A 21,011-nucleotide genomic window follows, 5' to 3' on the forward strand; every position below is an offset into this window, starting at 1 on the left:
CGGGTCGGGTACGACCGATCACAACTGCTCGTGCAGTCCGAGATTCTCGTAGATTTCGAGCGTCGCCGTGGAGTTGTTGAGCGTAATGAAGTGCAGTCCGGGGACACCCTCGGAGAGCAGCTCCGCGCAGAACTCCGTTGCGAACTCGATCCCCATGGAGCGTACAGCCGCCGGATCGTCCTTGACCGTGAGGATCCTCTCTTTCAGGTCCTCAGGGATCGATGCGTTGCTGAGCTGGGCAAACCGCTCGAGCTGTTTGACGCTGGTGACGGGCATGATCTCGGGGATGATCGGGGTGGCGCAGTCCGCGGCCGCGACCCGGTCGCGCAGCCGCAGATAGTCCTCGGCCCTGAAGAACATCTGGGTGATCGCGTAGTCGGCGCCGGCGCGGCACTTGTCGACGAAGTGCCGGGTGTCGGTCTCCCAGTCGGCGGACCGGGGATGCATCTCCGGGAAGGCGGCCACGCCGACACAGAAATCGCCCGACTCCTTGATCAGGCGCACCAGTTCGGCCGCGTACTGCACGCCGTCGGGGTGCTTGACCCAGTCGCCCATCGGGTCGCCGGGCGGGTCGCCCCGCACCGCGAGGATGTTGCGGATGCCCGCGTCGGCGTACTGGCCGATCATGTTCCGCAGCTCGGCGATCGAGTGGTTGACCGCGGTGAGGTGCGCGACGGGAGTGAGCGTCGTGTCCGCGGCGATCTGCTCGGTGGCCTTGACCGTGCCGGCGCGGGTGGAGCCACCGGCGCCGTAGGTCACGGAGACGAAGCTGGGGGCGACCGCCTCGACCCGGCGCAGAGCGTTCCAGAGGTTGCGCTCGCCCTTTTCCGTTTTCGGCGCCCAGAACTCGAAGGAGTAGGACGTCTTGCCGGTCGCGAGCAGCTCACGCACCGTCCGTGCGTGGTCCGTCCTGGTGGAAGCTGTTCCGAGGGCCATACTCGCAGGTTATCCACGCCCAGGGGGTGACCCAACCGGAGTCCACCCATCGGACACCGATTGTTCGCCCTTGGCCTACTCTCCGCGCTCGCCGATCCGCTTGGCGAGATGGGCGGCGGCGGCCCCGGGATCGGCCGCCTCGGTGATCGCCCGGACGACGACGACCCGGCGGGCGCCCGCGTCGAGCACCTCGTCCAGATTGCCCGCGTCGATGCCGCCGATCGCGAACCAGGGCCGGTCGGTGCCCAGCGCGGCGGTGGAGCGCACGAGGTCCAGGCCGGGGGCGTGCCGGCCGGGCTTGGTGGGCGTGGGCCAGCAGGGACCGGTGCAGAAGTAGTCCACGCCGGGCTCGACGGCCGCCGCGGCGGCCTCGGAGGCGGCGTGCGTGGAACGGCCGATGAGGACGTCGTCGCCGAGGATGGCGCGGGCGGCCGGGACGGGCAGGTCGCCCTGCCCCAGATGCAGGACCGCGGCGCCGATGGCATGGGCGACGTCCGCGCGGTCGTTCACGGCGAGCAGCTTGCCGTGCCGGCGGCAGGCGTCGGCGAAGACCTGGAGGTGCTCCAGCTCCTCGGCCGCTTCCATACCCTTGTCGCGCAGCTGCACGATGTCGACCCCGGAAGCGAGCACCGTGTCCAGGAACGCGGCGAGGTCGCCCTGCTTCCTGCGGGCGTCCGTGCACAGATAGAGCCGGGCGTCGGACAGCAGTGCGCGAGCCGTGGACATGGCGATTTCCCCCCGGGGCGGGTCGGCGGTGTGCGGGCAGGACTTCTGCGGCCCCGCCCGCACACCGCTTGATGGTGTCTTCAGGGCGTCAGACGGCGAGCGCCTGGGCCCGGCGCTTCACCTCCGTGCCGCGATTCTCGCTGAGCGCCTGCGCGGGGGTGCCGGGCAGGGTCGGGTCGGGGGTGAAGAGCCACTCCAGCATCTCTTCGTCGGAGAAGCCGTCGTCCCTCAGGAGCGTCAGGGTGCCGGAGAGGCCCTTGACGACCTTCTCGCCGCTGATGAAGGCGGCGGGAACCTGGAGCACCCGGTTCTCACCTCGGCGCACCGCGATCAGCTGGCCCTCCTTGACCAGCTGCCGGACGCGCGTCACCTCGACATCGAGCATTTCCGCGATGTCGGGGAGGGTGAGCCAGGCGGGGACGAGAGCATCGATCTTTGCGTCAATCTCGGTCACAGGACAAGCCTGCCATCTGGGACTGACACTGGGTAGCGCTGCCCCCCACACGGACGCCCCGATCAGCCCGGAAACGGGGAGAATGTGCAGGTCAGCGACGAACTGTCGGGAGAGAGCCCGCTCACAGCGAAGCGGCCTTCAGAGGGACCGAGGGGTCCGCGGCCGTCGTCGGATCCAGCCGTGTGCCCGTCAGGACGAGTTTGCGGCCCTGTGCCAGATCGCGCGGCCTGCCCACCGCGAGCAGGGCGACGAGCGCGCCCTCCCGCAGCCACAGCACCGACCAGGAGGCGCTCGCCGGGTCCCCGCGCCACACCAGTGTGTCGGCGACCGCGTGGTGGCCCACGTACTGCACGAACCGGCCGAACTGCTCGGACCAGAAGTACGGGACGGGGTCGTAGATCTGCGCGGGTTCGCCGAGGTCCTCCGCGATGACGTTGGCGGCGACCGTGCGCGGTCCCTGGAGGGCGTTGTCCCAGTGGTGCACGAGCAGCCGCTGTCCGTAGCGGGCGGACGGGAAGGAGGCGCAGTCGCCGACGGCGTACACATCGGGCAGCGAGGTGCGCAGATACTCGTCGGCGGTGATCGCGCCGTCCGGACCGAGCGCGATGCCGGAGCCGGTGAGCCACCGGGTGGCGGGCCGTGCGCCGATGCCGACGACGACGGCCCCGGCGGCGAGCCGCCTGCCGTCCGAGAGAATCACCGTGCCGGGCTCGATCTCCTCCACCCGTGAGCCCGTGAGCAGTTCGATGCCGTACTCCGCGTACCAGTCGGTCATCGCGGCGGCGACCTCGGCGGGCAGCGCGCCGGCGAGCGGGCGGTCCGCGGCCTCGACGACGGTGACCGCGCAGCCGGCCTCTCGGGCCGCCGTCGCGAACTCGGCGCCGATCCAGCCCGCGCCGACGACCACGATGTCGTGCTGCCGGGCGAGCACGGGACGCAGCCGGGCGGCGTCGTCGAGGGTGCGCAGCAGATGGACGCCGGGCACCGATGCGGCCCCCGGCAGGTGGACGGGTTCGGCGCCGCTGGCGATGACCAGGACGTCGTACGGGACGGGCCCGGCCTCGGTGTCCAGTTCGTGCTCCTGCGGCCGGACGGCCGTCACCTCGCAGCCGAGCCGCAGCCCGATGCCGAGGGCCTCGAAGTCGACGTCGAAGGCCGAGCCCTCCGCCTTGCCGAGGAGGACGGCCTTGGACAGCGGGGGACGGTCGTACGGCTGATGGGGTTCGGCGCCGATGAGGGTGACCGGACCGGTGAAGCCCTGTTCGCGCAGGGCCACGGCGGTCTGCACGCCCGCCATCCCGGCTCCGACGACGACCACGCGCCGTGCCTGCTGTGTCTGCTGCTCGCTCACCCGTCAACCTTACGCATCCGGCGACCCCATCTGACAGCTCGTCAGGACAGCGGTTGCTCCACGACGCTCGTCCCGCTGCCCTCCTGCGACTCCCACTCCCAGCTCTCCTCCAGGCGCAGTCTGCCGTCCGGCAGCTCGGCGATCGTCGAGACACAGTGCCCGGACGCGGTACGGCCGTCCGTCTTCAACTGCACATAACGGAAGTCGATCCGGTCCCCCTGACGGGTGCCCACCAGATGACCGCGGACCACGTCACCGCCCGCGTACTCGGCCCAGATGTGCCCGTCCCGCTCGTGGTACGTGAAGCGGGTACGGGTGCCGACCTGGCCCGGAGCCTGGTCCGCGACCGGCACCAGAACGACTCCGTCGAGCGACCCCGCCATCAAGAACACCTCCTGTACCGCAGGCCTTGGGAGGCTGTCGCTCCCTTAACTCGACACCGGGCCCGGGGTTAGGGTGGCCACCGTAAGACACTCGCGGGAGTCCGGACGCACCGGGCTGAGAGGGAGGCTGGACGGCCTCCGACCGTACGAACCTGATCCGGGTCATGCCGGCGAAGGGAGGGGCTGGACGCCCATGTCGCGTATCCAAGAAACGCGCGCCTCAGACGTTCTCGTCGTCGGGGGCGGAATCATCGGACTGGTCACGGCCTGGCGCGCGGCCCAGCGCGGGCTGGCCGTCACCGTCGCCGATCCGGAGCCGGGCGGCGGCGCGGCGCAGGTCGCCGCGGGCATGCTCGCCGCCGTCACCGAACTGCACTACGGCGAGCAGACGCTGCTCGCGCTCAACGTCGCCTCCGCACAGCGCTATCCGGCGTTCGTCGCCGAGCTGGAGGAGGCGAGCGGACAGAGCGTCGGCTACCGCGCCTGCGGGACGCTCGCCGTCGCGCTCGACGCCGACGACCGCGCCCATCTGCGGGAACTGCACGCCCTGCAACGGCGTTCCGGACTCGCCTCGGAATGGCTGACCGGCCGTGAGTGCCGGCGCCTGGAGCCGATGCTCGCTCCCGGTGTCCGCGGCGGTCTGCGGGTGGACGGCGACCACCAGGTCGACCCGCGCCGCCTCGCGTCCGCGCTGGTCACGGCGTGCGAGCGGGCGGGAGTGGTCTTCCGTCACGGCTGGGCGGAACGGCTGTCGGTCACGGGCGACCGGGCGGCCGGTGTCGTCCTCGCCGACGGGGAGGAGCTGACCGCCGACCAGGTGGTGCTCGCCGGCGGCAGCCTGAGCGGCAGGCTGAGCGGGGTCCCGGCGGATGTGCTGCCTCCCGTGCGTCCCGTGAAGGGCCAGGTCCTGCGCCTGACCGTGCCGCCCGCGTACGCGCCCTTCCTGTCCAGGACCGTCCGTGCGGTGGTCCGCGGCAGCGATGTGTATCTGGTGCCGCGCGAGAACGGCGAGCTGGTCGTCGGCGCGACCAGCGAGGAACTGGGCTGGGACACGACGGTCACCGCGGGCGGTGTGTACGAGCTGCTGCGCGACGCCCATGAGCTGGTGCCCGGCATCACGGAGCTGCCACTCACCGAGACGCGCGCAGGGCTGCGCCCCGCCTCCCCCGACAACGCGCCGCTGCTCGGCCCGACCGCGCTCCCCGGCCTGCATCTGGCCACCGGACACCACCGCAACGGGGTCCTCCTGACACCCGTCACCGGCGATGTGATGGCGGCGGTCCTGGTCTCGGGCTCACTCCCCGACGAGGCCCGCCCCTTCACCCCTCGCCGCTTCTCCGCCGTCTCCCAGGAGCAGCCCGCATGAACGTCTCCGTCAACGGCGAGACCAGGATGCTCGCCACCGGAACCACACTCGACGCCCTGGTCACGGAGCTGACCGCCGCCCGGTCCGGCGTCGCCGCCGCCGTCAACGAGGCGGTGGTCCCGCGCAGCGCATGGGCGGGCACCCTGCTCGACGACGGCGACCGTGTCGAGGTCCTCACCGCAGTCCAGGGAGGCTGATCAGCCATGGCCGACGACCGTCTCACCATCGGTGACAGCACCTTCAACTCCCGGCTGATCATGGGCACCGGCGGTGCGCCCAGCCTCGACGTCCTGGAACGCTCCCTCATCGCGAGCGGGACCGAACTCACCACCGTCGCGATGCGCCGCCTGGACCCGACGGTCCAGGGCTCCGTGCTCTGCGTCCTGGACCGGCTCGGCATCCGCGTCCTGCCCAACACGGCCGGCTGCTTCACCGCGGGCGAGGCCGTCCTGACCGCCCGTCTCGCGCGCGAGGCGCTCGGGACGGACTGGGTGAAGCTCGAGGTCGTCGCGGACGAGCGCACGCTGCTGCCCGATCCGATCGAGCTGCTCGACGCGGCGGAAACCCTGGTCGACGACGGGTTCACGGTCCTGCCGTACACCAACGACGACCCGGTGCTGGCGCGCAAGCTGGAGGACGTGGGCTGCGCGGCGATCATGCCGCTGGGCTCCCCCATCGGCTCCGGCCTCGGCATCCGCAACCCGCACAACTTCCAGCTGATCGTCGAGCACGCGCGCGTGCCGGTGATCCTGGACGCGGGCGCGGGCACGGCGTCCGACGCGGCGCTGGCGATGGAGCTGGGCTGCACGGCGGTCATGCTGGCGTCGGCCGTCACCCGGGCGCAGGAGCCGGTCCTGATGGCGGAGGCGATGCGGCACGCGGTGGAGGCGGGCCGCCTGGCCCACCGGGCGGGCCGCATCCCCCGCCGCCACTTCGCCGAGGCCTCGTCCCCCCAGGACGGCCGCGCCCACCTGGACCCGGAACGCCCGGCGTTCTGACGCGTACGGAGGGTCTCCCGGCGCGGCCGCATCAGGCCCCGCCGGCGACTGAGGCGGGCGGGCCACATCAGAGGCACGGGGACAACATCAAGCCCCGCCGGCGATTGAGGCGCGGAGGTCCGGGGGCAGCGCCCCCCGCAAGGAGCCGCACCCGCCCAGCTCGGCCCCATGCGGCGCAGGCTTCGTCCTCGAACGCCGGACGGGCTGGCATCGCCCTCCCCGCGCAGGGGCCAAGCTCATGCCCCGCCGGCGATCGAGGCGCAGGGACGATTTCCGGCCGCGCCCGCGATTGAGGCGCGACCCCCCGAACACCGCACCCCCACCGCACCCCGCACCCGTCCCCCTCCGCCCGTCCCGCCGCCTCTCCCCCTTCGAAAGCCGGTCGTGTCGGACCGGCCCCGCACAAGCGCGTCTGCTGTCACAGCTCGGCTGCAGTACGGCTCCGGTCCCGCCCCGGGACGTCAGGGGTGTCCGAGGTGACTCGTAGAATCTCCCGCGTGGACACGACCCTCAAGGACCCCCTCGTCGGGCAGCTGCTCGACGGCCGCTACCGCGTCGACGCGCGTATCGCCGTCGGCGGTATGGCCACGGTCTACCGGGCGGTCGACACCAGACTCGACCGGGAACTCGCCCTCAAGGTGATGCACCCCGCCCTCGCGACGGACGCCTCCTTCGTGGAGCGCTTCATCCGCGAGGCCAAGTCCGTCGCCCGGCTCTCCCACCCCAACGTGGTGGGCGTCTTCGACCAGGGCGCCGAAGGTGCGTACGTCTATCTGGCCATGGAGTACGTGGCGGGCTGCACCCTGCGCGACGTCCTGCGCGAGCGCGGAGCGCTCCAGCCGCGGGCCGCGCTGGACATCCTGGAGCCCGTGCTCGCCGCGCTCGGCGCTGCCCACCGGGCCGGATTCGTCCACCGGGACATGAAGCCGGAGAACGTGCTGATAGGGGACGACGGCCGGGTCAAGGTCGCCGACTTCGGCCTGGTGCGCGCGGTGGGCTCCGTCACCAGCACCACCGGCACCGTCCTCGGCACCGTCTCCTACCTCGCCCCTGAGCAGATCGAGTACGGCACGGCCGACACCCGTGCCGATGTGTACGCGTGCGGTGTCGTCCTCTACGAGATGCTGACCGGCTCCAAGCCGCACTCCGGCGACACCCCGGCCCAGGTGCTCTTCCAGCATCTGAACGAGGACATTCCGGCGCCCTCCGCGCTCGTCCCGGGCCTCGCCGTCGAGCTCGACGAGCTGGTCGCGAGTGCCACCGCCCGCAATCCCGAGATCCGCCCGTACGACGCGGTGGCGCTGCTCGCACTGGTCCGTGAGGCCCGTGCCGCGCTCGGCGACGACCAGCTGGACCTGGTGCCTCCGCAGGCGCTCCAGCAGGAGCCGCAGACGTACGCGACCGGCGCGGACGCGGGCCCCGATGAGCGTACGGACGTCATCCCACGCGTACTGCCGGGCGAAGAGCCGCAGGTCAACCACACGGCCCGGATGGCGATGCCGCCCGCGCCTCCGCAGCACCGCCCGGACCGCACCGGCCGCTCCCGCGTGCCGCGGCGCGGTGTGGTCGCGATCCTTGTCGCCGTTTTCCTGGTGCTCGGCGCCGGAGCCGGCGTCTGGTACATCAATTCCGGGCAGTTCACCCGCGTCCCGGCCCTGATCGGCAAGTCCGAGAAGGACGCCCGGCAGGAGCTCAAGGACGCCGGCCTCGATGTGAAGAGCGTCCGGCGCGACTTCAGCGAGACGGTCGACCGCGGCTCGGTCATCAACAGCGACCCCGGCACCAACGAACGCATCCGCGGCAACGGCTCGGTGACGCTCATCGTCTCGCGCGGCCCGAAGATCGTCAGGGTCCCCGACGTCGGTGGCGACCCGCTCGCCACGGCCGAGAGCAAGCTCAAGAAGGCAGGGCTCGCGCCCGGGGTGGTCACCAAGGAGTTCAGCGAGGACGTGCCCCAGGGCCGTGTCGTCAGCACCGAGCCGGCGGCCGGCGCCCGGCGCAGCCCGGACTCGGCGATCGCGATCGTCGTCAGCAAGGGCTCCCCCGTCGAGGTCCCGGGCGTGATCGGCGATTCCGTCGAGGACGCGACGGGCGAGCTGGAGGACGCCGGCTTCACGGTCAAGGTCGCTCCCGCGCAGGTCAACTCCCCCCAGGAGGCGGGCACCGTCGCCCGCCAGTCGGCGGCCGAGGGGGCCGAGCTGGCTTCCGGCGACACGATCACGCTGACCGTCTCCAAGGGGCCGCGCGCGATCGACGTCCCCGATGTCGTCGGGATGAGCGTCGACGAAGCCACCGCCGAGCTGAAGGACGCGGGCTTCGAAGTGGACGTCGAGAAGGCCTTCCCCTTCCTGGGCGACACCGTCGAGAGCCAGTCCCCGGCCGCGGACGGCAAGGCGCCCGAGGGCAGCACGATCACCATCAAGACCAAGGGAATCTAGCCACAGATGCGTAACCCCGTCGGCGGCCACGTCCCCGTGGCCGGCGGACTCGCCAAGGTCGGTCTCGGATACGCGACGGAGCTGCGCGCGGAGACCGTCCAGGTCTTCGTCGCCAATCCGCGGGGCTGGGCGACACCGCCGGGCAATCCCGCGCAGGACGAGTTGTTCCGCTCCGAGTGCGCCGCCGCGGACATGCCGGCGTACGTCCATGCTCCGTATCTGATCAACTTCGGCTCCCACACCGAGGCGACCGTCGAGCGGTCCGTGGACTCGTTGCGCCATTCGCTGCGCCGCGCCCGTGAGATAGGCGCGCTGGGCGTCGTCGTGCACACCGGGTCGGCGACGGGCGGGCGGCCGCGGGAGGTGGCGCTGGCGCAGGTGCGCGAGCGGATGCTGCCGCTGCTGGACGAGCTGACGCACGACGACGACCCGTTCCTGCTGCTGGAGTCGACGGCCGGGCAGGGGTTCTCGCTCTGCTCGCGGACCTGGGACTTCGGGCCGTACTTCGCGGCTCTGGACGCCCATCCCCGGCTGGGGGTCTGTCTGGACACCTGCCATCTGTTCGCGGCAGGACACGACCTGGCGGCACCGGGCGGCATGGCGCAGGCGCTGGACCTGCTGGTGGAGACGGTCGGCGAGGGGCGCCTCAAGCTGATCCACGCCAACGACTCTAAGGATGTGGCGGGCGCCCACAAGGACCGTCACGAGAACATCGGCGTGGGTCACATCGGCGAGGAGCCGTTCCGGGAGCTCATGCGCCACCCGGCGACCGAGGGCGTACCGCTGATCATCGAGACCCCGGGCGGCAAGGAGGGCCACGCGGCGGACGTGGCCCTGCTGAAAGCACTCCGCGACTGACCGTCCGGGGCGTCCCGGCGGACAGGCTCTAGAGCTCGGGGCCGTCCCCCGGCTCCTCCTGGTAGGAGTAGCGCTGCTCCCGCCAGGGGTCGCCGAGGTTGTGGTAGCCCCGCTCCTCCCAGAAGCCACGCCGGTCGTCGGTCATGTACTCCACGCCGCGGACCCACTTGGGCCCTTTCCAGGCGTAGAGATGCGGAAGGACCAGACGCAGGGGGAAACCGTGCTCGGCGGTGAGCAGTTCGCCGTCCTTGTGGGTGGCGAAGATCGTGCGCTCCGAGGTGAAGTCGGAGAGCCGCACATTGGCGCTGTAGCCGTACTCGGCCCAGACCATGACATGGGTGACGTTCGCGGCCGGCGGCGCGAGGGCGACCAGTTCGCGGGCGGGAACACCACCCCATTCGGCCCCCAGCATGCTGAACTTCGTCACGCAGTGCAGATCGGCGACGACCGAGGAGAAGGGCAGCGCCGAGAACTCCTCGTGGTTCCAGCAGTGTTTGTCGCCGTCGGCCGTGGCGCCGAAAACCCTGAACTCCCAGCGGTCCGGCTTGAACTTGGGCACGGGTCCGTAGTGGGTGACCGGCCAGCCTCGCTGCAGTCGCTGACCCGGCGGAAGCTCGGACTCCTCTGATGCGCGGTATTCCCGGCTTTCCGGCTGACCCATGTCTTCAATGGTGACAGACCGCATGGGGTGGTCATGACCAGGTCTGGCCCGATTCGGGCAACTCCTACTAAGGAGGCACTTACTGGACGGGCTCACGGACGCGATGGAAGGATGCGGCCACTTGCCCCGGTACCAAGCGCGGAAGGAGCCTCTGCGATGCAGGGCGACCCCGAGGTCATCGAGTTCCTCAATGAGCAGCTGACCGCCGAATTGACCGCGATCAACCAGTACTTCCTGCACGCGAAGATGCAGGAGAACTTCGGCTGGACGAAGCTTGCCAAGTACACCCGGTCGGAGTCGTTCGACGAGATGAAGCACGCGGAAGTGCTCACCGACCGGATTCTCTTCCTCGACGGACTTCCGAACTACCAGCGCCTGTTCCACGTACGCATCGGTCAGACGGTCACCGAGATGTTCCAGGCGGACCGGCAGGTCGAGGTGGAGGCGATCGACCGTCTCCGGCGCGGTATCGACATCATGCGCGCCAAGGGTGATGTCACGTCCGCGAACATCTTCGAGTCGATCCTCGAGGACGAGGAGCACCACATCGACTATCTCGACACCCAGCTGGACCTGATCGAGAAGCTCGGTGAGCCGCTCTACATCGCGCAGCTGATCGAGCAGCCCGACAGCTGACGTACGCCGAGGGCTGCGGTCCGGGGCCCTGTCGGGCCCTGCGCGCCCCAGGAAGGCGGCAAGGCTAGGCGGCCTCGTCCAGCTCGGCGAGGCCGGCTGTGAGTGCGGGCTTTCCCTGCTCCAGCAGCTCACGCCGCGGGCAGGTGCCGCGGCCGAGGATCGACTGGATCGTGCGCACGCACGAGCCGCAGTCCGTGCCCGCCTTGGAGGCGGAGGCGATCTGACGGGGGGTGCAGGCACCCGCGTCCGCGTGCTCCTTGACCTGCTTCTCGGTGACGCCGAAGCATGAGCATACGTACACGCGGTTCACCTCCCGGCCGGTCGATCGTCTGCCTCCCGATTGCTCGGTGAGGCTAACCTAACCTTACCCGCCGTGGCCAGCCTGGAAAAGCGGTGTGGGGCGCGGATCACATCGATCCGCGCCCCACAGCCGTACGCACAAGATCACTGGTCGCGGTACATCTCCGCCACCAGGAACGCCAGGTCCAGGGACTGGCTGCGGTTCAGTCGCGGGTCGCAGGCCGTCTCGTAACGCTGGTGCAGATCGTCGACGAAGATCTCGTCGCCGCCGCCCACGCACTCGGTGACGTCGTCACCGGTGAGCTCGACGTGGATGCCGCCCGGGTGCGTGCCCAGGGCCTTGTGGACCTCGAAGAAGCCCTTGACCTCGTCGAGCACGTCGTCGAAGCGCCGGGTCTTGTGGCCGGACGCCGCCTCGAAGGTGTTGCCGTGCATCGGGTCGGTCACCCAGGCCACCGTGGCACCGGACGCGGTGACCTTCTCGACCAGCTCGGGGAGCTTGTCGCGGACCGTGTCGGCGCCCATGCGGACGACGAAGGTCAGCCGGCCCGGCTCGCGCTCCGGGTCGAGCTTGTCGATGTAGTGCAGGGCGTCGTCGACCGTGGTCGTCGGGCCGAGCTTCACACCGATGGGGTTGCGGATGCGCGAGGCGAACTCGACGTGGGCGCCGTCCAGCTGCCGGGTGCGCTCACCGATCCAGACCATGTGGCCGGAGGTGTTGTAGAGCCGGCCGGTCCGCGAGTCGGTGCGGGTCAGCGCGCCCTCGTAGTCGAGCAGCAGCGCCTCGTGGGAGGAGTAGAACTCGACCGTGCGGAACTCCGCCGGGTCGGTGCCACAGGCCTCCATGAAGTTCAGCGCGTTGTCGATCTCCCGCGCGAGCTGCTCGTAGCGCTGACCGGACGGGGACGACTTCACGAAGTCCTGGTTCCAGGCGTGCACCTGACGCAGATCCGCGTAACCACCGGTGGTGAAGGCGCGCACCAGGTTCAGCGTCGCCGCGGACGCGTTGTACATCCGCTTCAGGCGCTCGGGGTCCGGGATACGGGCCGCTTCGGTGAACTCGAAGCCGTTGACGGAGTCGCCCCGGTAGGTGGGGAGCGTCACGCCGTCGCGGGTCTCGGTCGGCTTGGAACGCGGCTTGGAGTACTGGCCGGCGATGCGGCCGACCTTCACCACCGGCACGGAGGCCGCGTAGGTGAGCACCGCTCCCATCTGGAGGAGCGTCTTCAGCTTGTTACGGATGTGGTCGGCGGACACGGCGTCGAAGGCCTCGGCGCAGTCGCCGCCCTGCAGCAGGAACGCCTCGCCCTTGGCGACGGCTCCCATCCGGGCGCGCAGCTGGTCGCACTCGCCCGCGAAGACGAGCGGCGGATACGACTCGAGGTCCGCGATCACATCGCGCAGAGCCTCGGCATCGGGGTACTCGGGCTGCTGCGCCGCGGGCAGGTCTCGCCAGGTGTGGCCACCGGCGGGGGTGGTTTTAGCGTTCACGGTCACACCGCCCACAGTACGGGGTTGCCGCCGGGCCGTTTCCGTCCGCCCAGCAAATGAGACGAGAAGTCCAGCATTTCTCATGCGGTAGGGTTCCGGGCATGCTGACGCACTCGATCCAGAACTGGTGGTGGACCGCACATCCGGCGGCCCACTGACTGATCGCGTGCGTGGAGGAATCGCGAAGGCCGCCCGAGGGGCGGCCTTCGGTGTTTCCGGGAATCGGCCGTTCCTCCCACTCGGAAGGAACACCGGATGCCCCTCGCCCGACTGCTGGACGACGACTGCCCTCCCTTCGCCCTGCTCCGCAGGCGCACCCCCGGCCGCGACCACGACACCGTCGAGGTACTGATCGGCTCGGTGCACGAGGCGCAGGCGCTCGCCGACATCCCCGTCACCGACCGTCCCTCGCTCGCCCTCGTGCCGTTCCGGCAGATCCGGGAGCGCGGCTTCGACGTGCGCGACGACGGCACGCCGCTGAGTGTGCTGGTCGCCGACGAGTACTCGGAGATGCCGCTCGCCGAGGCGCTGGAGAGACTTCCCTCGCACCGCGTCCGGGTGGAGGGGGGTTCCTTCGACGTGGACGACACGGCGTACGCGGACATCGTCCGGCGGGTCGTCGAGGAGGAGATCGGCAGCGGCGAGGGGGCGAACTTCGTCATCCGCCGCACCTACACCGGCAGCATCCCCGGCTTCGGCCGGGCCGACGCGCTCGCCCTGTTCCGGCGGCTGCTGGCCGGCGAGCGCGGGGCGTACTGGACCTTCGTGGTGCACACCGGCGAGCGCACGCTGGTCGGCGCCAGCCCCGAGGTGCATGTGCGGATGAGCGGCGGGACCGTCGTGATGAATCCGATCAGCGGCACCTTCCGCTATCCCCCCGAGGGTCCGACCCCGGAGGGCCTGCTCCGGTTCCTGGACGACCGCAAGGAGCGCGAGGAGCTCTCCATGGTCGTGGACGAGGAGCTGAAGATGATGTGCACGGTCGGGGACATGGGCGGTGTGGTCGTCGGGCCGCGGCTCAAGGAGATGGCCCATCTCGCGCACACCGAGTACGAGTTGCGCGGTCGGTCCTCGCTCGATGTGCGGGAGGTGCTGCGGGAGACGATGTTCGCGGCGACCGTCACCGGGTCCCCCGTACAGAACGCGTGCCGGGTCATCGAGCGGCACGAGGTGGGTGGCCGCGGCTACTACGCGGGGGCGCTCGCCCTGATCGGTACGGACGCGGGCGGTGCGCAGACCCTCGACTCCCCCATCCTGATCCGCACGGCCGACATCGACGCCGGGGGAGCCCTGCGTGTGCCGGTCGGGGCGACCCTGGTGCGGCACTCCGACCCGGAGGGCGAGGTCGCCGAGACCCATGCGAAGGCGGCGGGTGTGCTGGCCGCGCTGGGGGTGCGACCGGGGCGGCCCCGGGAGGACGCCGAGCGGCCGCGGCTCGCCGACGACCCGCGGGTGCGCGCCGCGCTGGACGCCCGCCGGGCCGACCTCGCGCCGTTCTGGCTGCGGATGCAGGAGCGCAGCGCCGATCTGACCGGCGACGCGCTGGTGATCGACGGGGAGGACACCTTCACCGCCATGCTGGCGCATCTGCTGCGCTCGACGGGTCTCACCGTGACGGTGCGGCGGTACGACGAGCCGGGTCTCAGGGAGACGGCACTGCGTCACCCGGGTCCGGTGGTGCTCGGCCCGGGGCCGGGTGATCCGGCGGACGCTGCCGACCCCAAGATGCGTTTCCTGCGGTCGCTCACCGCCGATCTGCTGCGCGATCACCGCCACGGCCTGCTGGGCGTATGTCTGGGCCATGAGCTGATGGCGGCGGAACTGGGGCTGGAGATCGCCAGGAAGGACGCGCCGCATCAGGGGGCACAGGAGCGGATCGACTTCTTCGGGCGGGAGGAGACGGTGGGCTTCTACAACAGCTTCACCGCGCGGTGCGACGAACGGACCGCGGCCGAACTGGCGATGCACCGCGTCGAGCTGAGCCGGGACGAGGTGAGCGGCGATGTGCACGCGATGCGCGGGCCGGGCTTCGCGGGCCTCCAGTTCCATCCGGAGTCGGTGCTCACGATGGACGGCGCGGCGCTGACGGCGACGATGATCGCGGGCGTACTGGTGGGCTAGTCCCGTCCAGGGAGGACGGGAGTCAGGTCGCCGGGGTGGCCGTGCTGTGGGTACGGAAGGTGCGCCGGTAGATGTCCGGCGGCACCCCGAGGGCGCGATGGAAGTGCCGGCGCAAGGTGGCCGCGGTGCCCATCCCGGTACGGGCGGCGATGAGTTCGATGCTGTCGTCGGTCGTCTCCAGGAGTTCCTGGGCCCGGTGGATGCGCTGGGTGTGCAGCCAGCGCAAAGGGGTGGTGCCGGTGGCGGCGGTGAAGCGGCGGGTCAGGTTCCGGGTGCTCATGTTCGCCTGGCGGGCCAGGTCGGGCACGGTCAACGGCTCGTCCAGCCGCCCGCTCACCCAGTGCAGCAGGTCCGCGAACGCGTGGCCGGTGTCGGCGACCGCCGGCACCGCCACGAACTGCGCCTGACCGCCGGCCCGGCGGGCCGGGACCACCAGCCGGCGTGCCAGGGCGTTGGCGACGGCGGCACCGTGGTCGGCGGTGACGATGTGCAGGCACAGATCCATACCGGCGGCCTTGCCCGCCGAGGTCAGCACGGTCCGGTCGTCGATGTAGAGGACGTCCGGGTCGACCTCGATACGGGGATAGCGGGCCGCGAGCGCGGCGGTGTGCTCCCAGTGTGTGGTGGCGCGGCGGCCGTCCAGTACGCCGGCGGCTGCCAGCACGAACGCTCCGGTGCACAGGGACACCAGCCGGGCGCCCCGCACGTGGGCCGCGCGCACGGCGTCCACGAGGTCGGCCGGCGGGTCGGCCTCGACATCGCCGCACGCGGGCACGATGACGGTGTCCGCCTCCGCGAGGGCGTCGTAGTCGTGGGGCGTGTCGAGTCTCAGCCAGCTGCCCAGCCACGCCTCCGTGGGCCCGCAGACGCGGAAGTCGTACCAGGCGTCCGTGAGTTCGCGGTCGACGCCGAACACCTCGCAGGCAGCGGCGGCCTCGAACAGCATGGCCCCGTCGTAGAGCGCCAGCGCCACGGATCTCATGTCCGAAAGTGTACGCATCTCGTCGTTTCGGCCACTCGTGGTCGGCGTCCGGGCCCGTGAGCATGGCCGCATGAACACACATCACCGGACGGTCGCGGTCGTCGGAGCCTACGGACACACCGCCGCCTTCGTCGTCGCGGAACTGCGCCGACGCGGCCTCACCCCTCTTCTCGTCGGCCGGGACGCCGCCAGGCTGGACGCCGCCGCCAAGGGCCGTCCGGGGACCGTGAGGGTCGTGTCCCTCGACGACCCGTCGTCGCTGGACCGCGCACTGACGGGCGCGGATGCGGTCATCAACTGCGCGGGCCCGTTCGCCGTCACCATGCTCCCCGTCATCGACGCGGCCCTGCGCGCGGGCATCCCCTACCTGGACGTGGCCGCGGAACAGGCCGCGATCCTGGAGGCGTTCCGGCTGCGGCACCGACGGGCCCGTGAGGCGGGTGTGGTGGTCCTCCCGGCGATGGCGTTCTACGGCGGGCTGGGCGACCTGCTGGCCGGTGCGGCGATCGGCGACTGGCCCGACGCCGACGAGATCACCGTCGCGATCGCCCTCGACAGCTGGTGGCCGACGGAGGGCACGCGCAGGACCGCGCGGAGCAACGCCGGGCGGAAGCTGGCCTTCACCGGTGGCCGTCTCACCGCACCGGAGGACCCGCCCCGCTCGTACTCCTGGCGGTTCCCGGAGCCCGTGGGTGTCCAGCGGGTCGTCGAGCTCTCCACGGCCGACCAGGTCACCATCTCCCGCCATCTGCGTGTGCCGGAGATCCGGGTCTGCATCAATGAGGCACCCCTGCGCGATCTGAGCGACCCGGCGACGCCTCCGCCCACGGCCGTGGACTCCCACGGGCGCTCGGCACAGACCTTCGTCGTCGACGTGGTGGCACGCAGGGCCGGCGCCGGCCGCCGCGCGACGGCGTCCGGCCGGGACATCTACGCGGTGAGCGCACCCCTGGTCGTCGAGGCGGCGACGCGGATCATGGACGGCCGGGTCGACCGGACCGGGGTGGCCGCCGCCGGGGAACTCTTCGACGCGGCGGACTTCCTGCGAGCACTCGATCCCGCGCATCTGACCTTCGGCGCACCTGACCAGGCGGACCAGCCGGTCTAGCTCGTGCCGGGCGGCGCGGCGGGGACCAGGACGTTCTCGTTGCGCCGCCCCGCCGCGTAATCGTCGGCGTTCCGCACCGCCGCCTCGACGATCTGGCCGACCGCGTCCTCGGTGCAGTACGCCTGGTGCGAGGTGACCGGCACGTGCGGGAACGTGACCAGCCGCGCCAGGGTGTCGTCCTGGTGCGGCTCCAGGGACTTGTCGAGGAAACAGTACGGGCCGGACCGTCAGCCGAAGAAGACGCCGACCTCCTCGTAGAGCTTGGGGTCGACCGTCTTCAGCTTGGCGGTGGCCTCCGCGATCGGCACCCGCACGATGTCCGTGCCCTGGAGCGCGACCATCTTGCCGAAGTCACCGTCCCGCACGGCCTCGATGGCGTGCAGCCCGAAGCGGGTGGCCAGCCAGCGGTCGAAGGCGCTCGGGGTGCCGCCGCGCTGGACATGGCCGAGGACCGTGGTGCGGGCCTCCTTGCCGGTGCGCCTCTCGATCTCCTTGGCCAGCCACTCGCCGACACCGGAGAGCCGGACATGCCCGAAGGAGTCGAGCGAGCCGTCCTTGAGGACCGCGTCGCCGTCCTTGGGCATGGCGCCTTCGGCGACCACCACGATCGGGGCGTAACTGGCCTTGAAACGCGAGGTCACCCAGGTGCAGACCTGGTCGACGTCGAAGCGCTGCTCCGGAATGAGGATGACATTGGCCCCGCCCGCCAGGCCCGAGTGCAGGGCGATCCAGCCGGCGTGCCGTCCCATCACCTCGACGACCAGGACCCGCATGTGCGACTCGGCGGTGGTGTGGAGCCGGTCGATCGCCTCGGTGGCGATGCCGACGGCGGTGTCGAAACCGAAGGTGTAGTCGGTGGCGGACAGGTCGTTGTCGATGGTTTTGGGTACGCCGACGCACTTGATGCCGTACTCGTCGTGCAGCCGGGCGGCGACGCCGAGGGTGTCCTCGCCGCCGATCGCGATCAGTGCGTCGACCTCCGCCTTGGCGAGGTTCTCCTTGATACGGCGGATGCCGTTCTCCGCCTTGAGGGGGTTGGTGCGCGAAGAGCCGAGGATGGTGCCGCCGCGGGGCAGGATGCCGCGCACGGCCGGGATGGCGAGCGGGACCGTGTCATCTTCCAGCGGCCCGCGCCATCCGTCGCGGTAGCCCACGAACTCGTACGCGTACTCCTGAACGCCCTTGCGGACGATGCCACGGATGACCGCATTGAGGCCGGGGCAGTCGCCGCCCCCGGTCAGTACTCCGACGCGCATGGAAAACTTCCCTTCGCCTGATGAGCCCTATGACCGTCACGCTAATGGTGATCCAGGTCACTGCGGGATGGGAGGGAAGGTCAATTCCTGTACGGGATGCGGTGTTTGAGCCGCGCCCCCTGTCCGGTTTCACCCGTACGAGGGTCGCCCCGGCGGCGGTACGTCCGCCTCAGGCGTCGTCGAGCCCCCGCTCGATCGCGTAGCGCACCAACTCGACGCGGTTGTGCAGCTGAAGCTTGCCGAGCGTGTTCTGCACATGGTTCTGCACGGTGCGGTGGGAGATGACGAGCCGCTCGGCGATCTGCTTGTACGACAGCCCCTTGGCGACCAGGCGCAGCACCTCGGTCTCGCGGTCGGTCAGTTGAGGTGCCTTCGGCTCGTCGCCGCCGGAAGCGGGAACCGGTTCGGAGGCGAGCCTGCGGTACTCGCCCAGCACGAGGCCCGCGAGGCCCGGCGTGAAGACCGGGTCGCCGACGGCCGTACGCCGCACCGCGTCGGTGAGCTCCTCGGTACTGGCCGACTTGAGGAGATAGCCGGTGGCGCCGGACTTCACCGCCTCCAGGACGTCCGCGTGCTCCCCGCTCGCCGACAGCACCAGGACCCGCAGCCCGGGGCGGGAGCCCACAAGCTCCTTGCACACCTGGACCCCGGGCATCCCGGGCAGGTTGAGGTCGAGGACCAGGACGTCGGGGCCGGCCGCGTGGGCGCGGCGGACCGCCTGGGGACCGTCGCCCGCCGTCGCCACCACCTCGAATCCGGCGGCGGTCAGATCGCGGGCGACCGCGTCCCGCCACATCGGGTGGTCGTCGACGACCATCACCTTGATCGTCTGCTGGTCCGTCTGCTGGTCCGTCATGCGTGTGCCTTCCCCCGTGGAATCTTCAGTTCGACTTCTGTGCCCTGGCCCGGGACCGAGATCAGCTCGGCCGTGCCGCCCAGGTCCCGCAGCCGTCCGCGGATGGAGAGGGCGACTCCGAGCCGGCCCTCGCCCTCCGCCTGGGCGAGCCGGCCCTCCGGAATGCCGGGGCCGTCGTCCCTGACCGTCACGACCACCTCGTCCGGCCAGTCCTCGACGAGGATCCAGGTCCGGGCGTCCTGACCGGCGTGCTGACGGACATTGTCCAGGGCGGCACCGACAGCGGCGGCGAGTTCGGAGGCGGAGGCCGCCGGCAGCAGCACCGGAGCGCCCGGCTCGGAGAGCGTGACCCGCGATCCGGCGTGCCGGGCGAGCAGCGACCGCAGATCGTACTCGTCGGGCGGGCCGTCCGGTTCGTCGTCCTCGACGGTGCGCACCACGGCGCCGAGAGAGGCGTCCTCGGAGGCGCGGGTCGCGGGGACCAGACCGCTGGAGACCAGCGTCCGCAGGGCGACTTCCTGCTCCCCCGCCATCCGTCCGAGGTCCGCGGCCTCACCGCCGATGGCGGCGCCGCGCCGCTGCACCATGGCCAGCACCTGGAGCACGCTGTCGTGGATGTCGCGGGCGAGACGCTCGCGTTCCCGTGTCGCGGCCTCGATCTCCAGCGCGCGGGCGAGGGTGCGTTCCGAGGCCCGGGCGACCTCGACGACGTAACCGATCGCGATGGAGGCGATCCAGACCAGCAGGACGTTGTGGAAGGTGTCCCGGCTCGGCTCGCCCCGCTCGATGATGTTGGCGACCGCGACGAAGGAGGACGCGACGGCGGCCCATCGCCAGCCGCCCTTGATGGCGAAGGCGAGGACGGAACCGGCCGTCCATATCGACGGCAGCGTGGGTCCGTCGATCTGCTGCGCGTGGGTGTCGGCGAGCGGTGTCAGCAGAATGCCGGTGAGCGCCACGGTGAGGTCGGCGACGAGGAAGGGCTTGGTGCAGCGGGCGGCGCTGGAGACCTGGGGCAGCGTGGCCAGCGTCCAGACGCCCATCACCGCCAGGAACACGATCGCCACCCACGGGCGCTCGAACTTGTCGGGTATGAAGACGAGCAGCAGCACCGCGTAGATCATCGTCAGTACGCGATACCCGGCGAGCGCACGCCACAGCGGCAGCTCCACCGACATCCGCACGACCCGTTCGCGCTTGACCATGTCCCCCACCCCGGTCCGGTCCGGACGACGCGCCCTAGGCCGCCGACCGGTCCGTCGTCTCCGCCTGCTGCTCGGCCTTCGCCTTCGCCGCCGCCTTCGCCGCCTTCTCCGCGTCCGCGATCTGCCGCTTGGCGGCGGTGGCGTAGATGTCGACGTACTCCTGGCCGGACAGCTTCATGATCTCGTACATGACCTCGTCGGTCAGTGAGCGCAGGATGAACCGGTCGCTCTCCATGCCCCGGTAGCGGCTGAAGTCGAGCGGTTCGCCGATCCTGATCCCCGGGCGCATCAGCTTGGGGACCACCTTGCCGGGCGGCTGGATCTTCTCGGTGTCGATCATGGCCACCGGGATGACGGGCGCACCGCTGGCGAGCGCCACCCGGGCGAGACCGCCCGGCTTGCCGCGGTAGAGCCTGCCGTCCGGGGAGCGGGTGCCCTCCGGGTAGATGCCGAACAGGCCGCCGGCCTCGAGGACGTCGAGACCGGCCTTGATCGCCGCCTCGCCGGCGCCCCGCGCGCCCGAGCGGTCGACCGGGAGCTGGCCGACACCCTTGAAGAAGGCGGCGGTCAGCTTGCCCTTGACCCCGGGCGAGGTGAAGTACTCGGCCTTGGCGATGAAGGTGACCTTGCGGTCGAGCATCGTCGGCAGGAAGAAGGAGTCCGAGAAGGACAGATGGTTGCTCGCGAGGATCGCCGGGCCGTCGACGGGGATGTTCTCGAGGCCCTCCACCCAGGGCCGGAAGGCAAGCTTCAGCGACCCTCCGATGGAGAACTTCATGGCGCCGTAGATCAACTCGAATTCCTCCTGTTGCTGTCGAACAGACCTTAACCCGACGCAGGCCGGGGATCCCCGCGTCGACGGGCTTACGGGCCTGGTCGGTGTCG

The 21,011-nt window shown here is 70.9% G+C and carries 22 protein-coding genes, 1 pseudogene and 1 riboswitch; of the genes and pseudogenes, 9 read left to right on the forward strand and 14 right to left on the reverse strand.

The annotated features are described in order from the left end of the window. Positions 1-18 precede the first annotated feature (18 nt). The 5 genes from metF to ACQPWZ_RS09560 all read right to left on the reverse strand — a co-directional run bounded on the left by metF (position 19) and on the right by ACQPWZ_RS09560 (position 3,850). A complete protein-coding gene (metF, locus tag ACQPWZ_RS09540; protein WP_328860275.1) occupies positions 19-936 on the reverse strand; it encodes a methylenetetrahydrofolate reductase [NAD(P)H] in 918 nt (305 codons plus the stop codon). 75 nt (positions 937-1,011) lie between these two features. Then, positions 1,012-1,662, reverse strand: a complete 651-nt coding sequence (thiE, locus tag ACQPWZ_RS09545) for a thiamine phosphate synthase (protein WP_340472622.1) — start codon at positions 1,660-1,662, stop codon at positions 1,012-1,014. An 88-nt stretch (positions 1,663-1,750) separates the two neighbouring features. Beyond that, positions 1,751-2,116, reverse strand: a complete 366-nt coding sequence (locus ACQPWZ_RS09550) for an Rv2175c family DNA-binding protein (protein ID WP_313946845.1) — start codon at positions 2,114-2,116, stop codon at positions 1,751-1,753. Positions 2,117-2,237: 121 nt separating this feature from the next. After that, on the reverse strand, positions 2,238-3,467 hold the full coding sequence (locus tag ACQPWZ_RS09555) for an NAD(P)/FAD-dependent oxidoreductase (RefSeq protein WP_433571103.1): 1,230 nt from the start codon (positions 3,465-3,467) through the stop codon (positions 2,238-2,240). Positions 3,468-3,508: 41 nt separating this feature from the next. Further along, positions 3,509-3,850, reverse strand: coding sequence for a hypothetical protein (locus ACQPWZ_RS09560; RefSeq protein WP_405568874.1), 342 nt, complete (start codon positions 3,848-3,850; stop codon positions 3,509-3,511). Positions 3,851-3,933: 83 nt separating this feature from the next. Next, positions 3,934-4,046, forward strand: a riboswitch (TPP riboswitch). Here ACQPWZ_RS09560 and thiO point away from each other — a divergent pair. From thiO to ACQPWZ_RS09585, 5 genes are all read left to right on the forward strand, one after another. Next, positions 4,044-5,216: a glycine oxidase ThiO gene (gene thiO / locus ACQPWZ_RS09565; RefSeq protein ID WP_433571104.1), complete on the forward strand. Its 1,173-nt coding sequence runs from the start codon at positions 4,044-4,046 to the stop codon at positions 5,214-5,216. (Overlaps the previous riboswitch by 3 nt.) Further along, positions 5,213-5,413 (forward strand): sulfur carrier protein ThiS, encoded by a 201-nt coding sequence (gene thiS / locus ACQPWZ_RS09570; RefSeq protein WP_340472626.1) that lies wholly within the window; start codon positions 5,213-5,215, stop codon positions 5,411-5,413. The genes thiO and thiS overlap by 4 nt, the downstream gene beginning before the upstream one ends. Positions 5,414-5,419: 6 nt before the next feature. Then, complete coding sequence (locus tag ACQPWZ_RS09575) at positions 5,420-6,214, forward strand: thiazole synthase (RefSeq protein WP_340472627.1); 795 nt, start codon at positions 5,420-5,422, stop codon at positions 6,212-6,214. A gap of 497 nt (positions 6,215-6,711) precedes the next feature. Then, positions 6,712-8,652: a Stk1 family PASTA domain-containing Ser/Thr kinase gene (pknB, locus tag ACQPWZ_RS09580; protein WP_405568877.1), complete on the forward strand. Its 1,941-nt coding sequence runs from the start codon at positions 6,712-6,714 to the stop codon at positions 8,650-8,652. 6 nt (positions 8,653-8,658) lie between these two features. After that, complete coding sequence (locus ACQPWZ_RS09585; protein ID WP_433571105.1) at positions 8,659-9,510, forward strand: deoxyribonuclease IV; 852 nt, start codon at positions 8,659-8,661, stop codon at positions 9,508-9,510. A gap of 28 nt (positions 9,511-9,538) precedes the next feature. On the opposite strand, the gene ACQPWZ_RS09590 is transcribed toward ACQPWZ_RS09585, so the two are convergent. Continuing rightward, on the reverse strand, positions 9,539-10,171 hold the full coding sequence (locus tag ACQPWZ_RS09590; protein ID WP_340472631.1) for a sulfite oxidase-like oxidoreductase: 633 nt from the start codon (positions 10,169-10,171) through the stop codon (positions 9,539-9,541). A 156-nt stretch (positions 10,172-10,327) separates the two neighbouring features. On the opposite strand from ACQPWZ_RS09590, the gene bfr reads away from it, so the two are divergent. Further along, entirely contained in the window at positions 10,328-10,807 is a 480-nt protein-coding gene (gene bfr, locus ACQPWZ_RS09595) for a bacterioferritin (protein ID WP_313946836.1), read from the forward strand. A gap of 64 nt (positions 10,808-10,871) precedes the next feature. Here bfr and ACQPWZ_RS09600 read toward each other — a convergent pair whose 3' ends face one another. Together ACQPWZ_RS09600 and ACQPWZ_RS09605 are read right to left on the reverse strand one after the other, a co-directional pair. Next, a complete protein-coding gene (locus ACQPWZ_RS09600; RefSeq protein ID WP_313946835.1) occupies positions 10,872-11,117 on the reverse strand; it encodes a (2Fe-2S)-binding protein in 246 nt (81 codons plus the stop codon). A 134-nt stretch (positions 11,118-11,251) separates the two neighbouring features. Next, a complete protein-coding gene (locus ACQPWZ_RS09605; protein ID WP_340472632.1) occupies positions 11,252-12,604 on the reverse strand; it encodes a class II 3-deoxy-7-phosphoheptulonate synthase in 1,353 nt (450 codons plus the stop codon). Between the two features lie 95 nt (positions 12,605-12,699). On the opposite strand from ACQPWZ_RS09605, the gene ACQPWZ_RS09610 reads away from it, so the two are divergent. Both ACQPWZ_RS09610 and ACQPWZ_RS09615 read left to right on the forward strand, forming a co-directional pair. Then, a complete protein-coding gene (locus tag ACQPWZ_RS09610) occupies positions 12,700-12,756 on the forward strand; it encodes a trp operon leader peptide (protein WP_352209957.1) in 57 nt (18 codons plus the stop codon). Between the two features lie 97 nt (positions 12,757-12,853). Then, positions 12,854-14,719: an anthranilate synthase family protein gene (locus ACQPWZ_RS09615; RefSeq protein ID WP_433571106.1), complete on the forward strand. Its 1,866-nt coding sequence runs from the start codon at positions 12,854-12,856 to the stop codon at positions 14,717-14,719. A gap of 22 nt (positions 14,720-14,741) precedes the next feature. On the opposite strand, the gene ACQPWZ_RS09620 is transcribed toward ACQPWZ_RS09615, so the two are convergent. After that, entirely contained in the window at positions 14,742-15,701 is a 960-nt protein-coding gene (locus ACQPWZ_RS09620; RefSeq protein ID WP_433571107.1) for a helix-turn-helix domain-containing protein, read from the reverse strand. 70 nt (positions 15,702-15,771) lie between these two features. On the opposite strand from ACQPWZ_RS09620, the gene ACQPWZ_RS09625 reads away from it, so the two are divergent. Then, a complete protein-coding gene (locus ACQPWZ_RS09625) occupies positions 15,772-16,809 on the forward strand; it encodes a saccharopine dehydrogenase NADP-binding domain-containing protein (protein WP_433571108.1) in 1,038 nt (345 codons plus the stop codon). Here the strand turns inward: ACQPWZ_RS09625 and ACQPWZ_RS09630 are convergent. The 5 genes and pseudogenes from ACQPWZ_RS09630 to ACQPWZ_RS09650 all read right to left on the reverse strand — a co-directional run. Further along, positions 16,806-17,018 (reverse strand): annotated as a pseudogene (locus ACQPWZ_RS09630) (2-hydroxyacid dehydrogenase); the annotation flags it as partial. The gene ACQPWZ_RS09625 and the pseudogene ACQPWZ_RS09630 sit on opposite strands and share 4 nt — an antisense overlap. A gap of 18 nt (positions 17,019-17,036) precedes the next feature. Then, positions 17,037-18,065 (reverse strand): 6-phosphofructokinase, encoded by a 1,029-nt coding sequence (locus ACQPWZ_RS09635; protein WP_340472636.1) that lies wholly within the window; start codon positions 18,063-18,065, stop codon positions 17,037-17,039. A gap of 169 nt (positions 18,066-18,234) precedes the next feature. Beyond that, the gene (locus tag ACQPWZ_RS09640) at positions 18,235-18,921 is read right to left on the reverse strand and encodes a response regulator transcription factor (RefSeq protein ID WP_340472637.1); all 687 of its coding nucleotides are present in this window, start codon (positions 18,919-18,921) and stop codon (positions 18,235-18,237) included. Then, positions 18,918-20,126 (reverse strand): MacS family sensor histidine kinase, encoded by a 1,209-nt coding sequence (macS, locus tag ACQPWZ_RS09645; protein ID WP_340472638.1) that lies wholly within the window; start codon positions 20,124-20,126, stop codon positions 18,918-18,920. The genes ACQPWZ_RS09640 and macS overlap by 4 nt, the downstream gene beginning before the upstream one ends. Positions 20,127-20,160: 34 nt before the next feature. Further along, positions 20,161-20,919 carry a lysophospholipid acyltransferase family protein gene (locus tag ACQPWZ_RS09650; protein WP_340472639.1) on the reverse strand — a complete coding sequence of 253 codons (759 nt, stop codon included), beginning with the start codon at positions 20,917-20,919 and terminating at the stop codon, positions 20,161-20,163. Positions 20,920-21,011 lie beyond the last annotated feature (92 nt).

The sequence above is a fragment of the Streptomyces sp. CA-251247 genome (genome assembly GCF_050952975.1).
Classification (GTDB): Bacteria; Actinomycetota; Actinomycetes; order Streptomycetales; family Streptomycetaceae; genus Streptomyces; species Streptomyces achmelvichensis.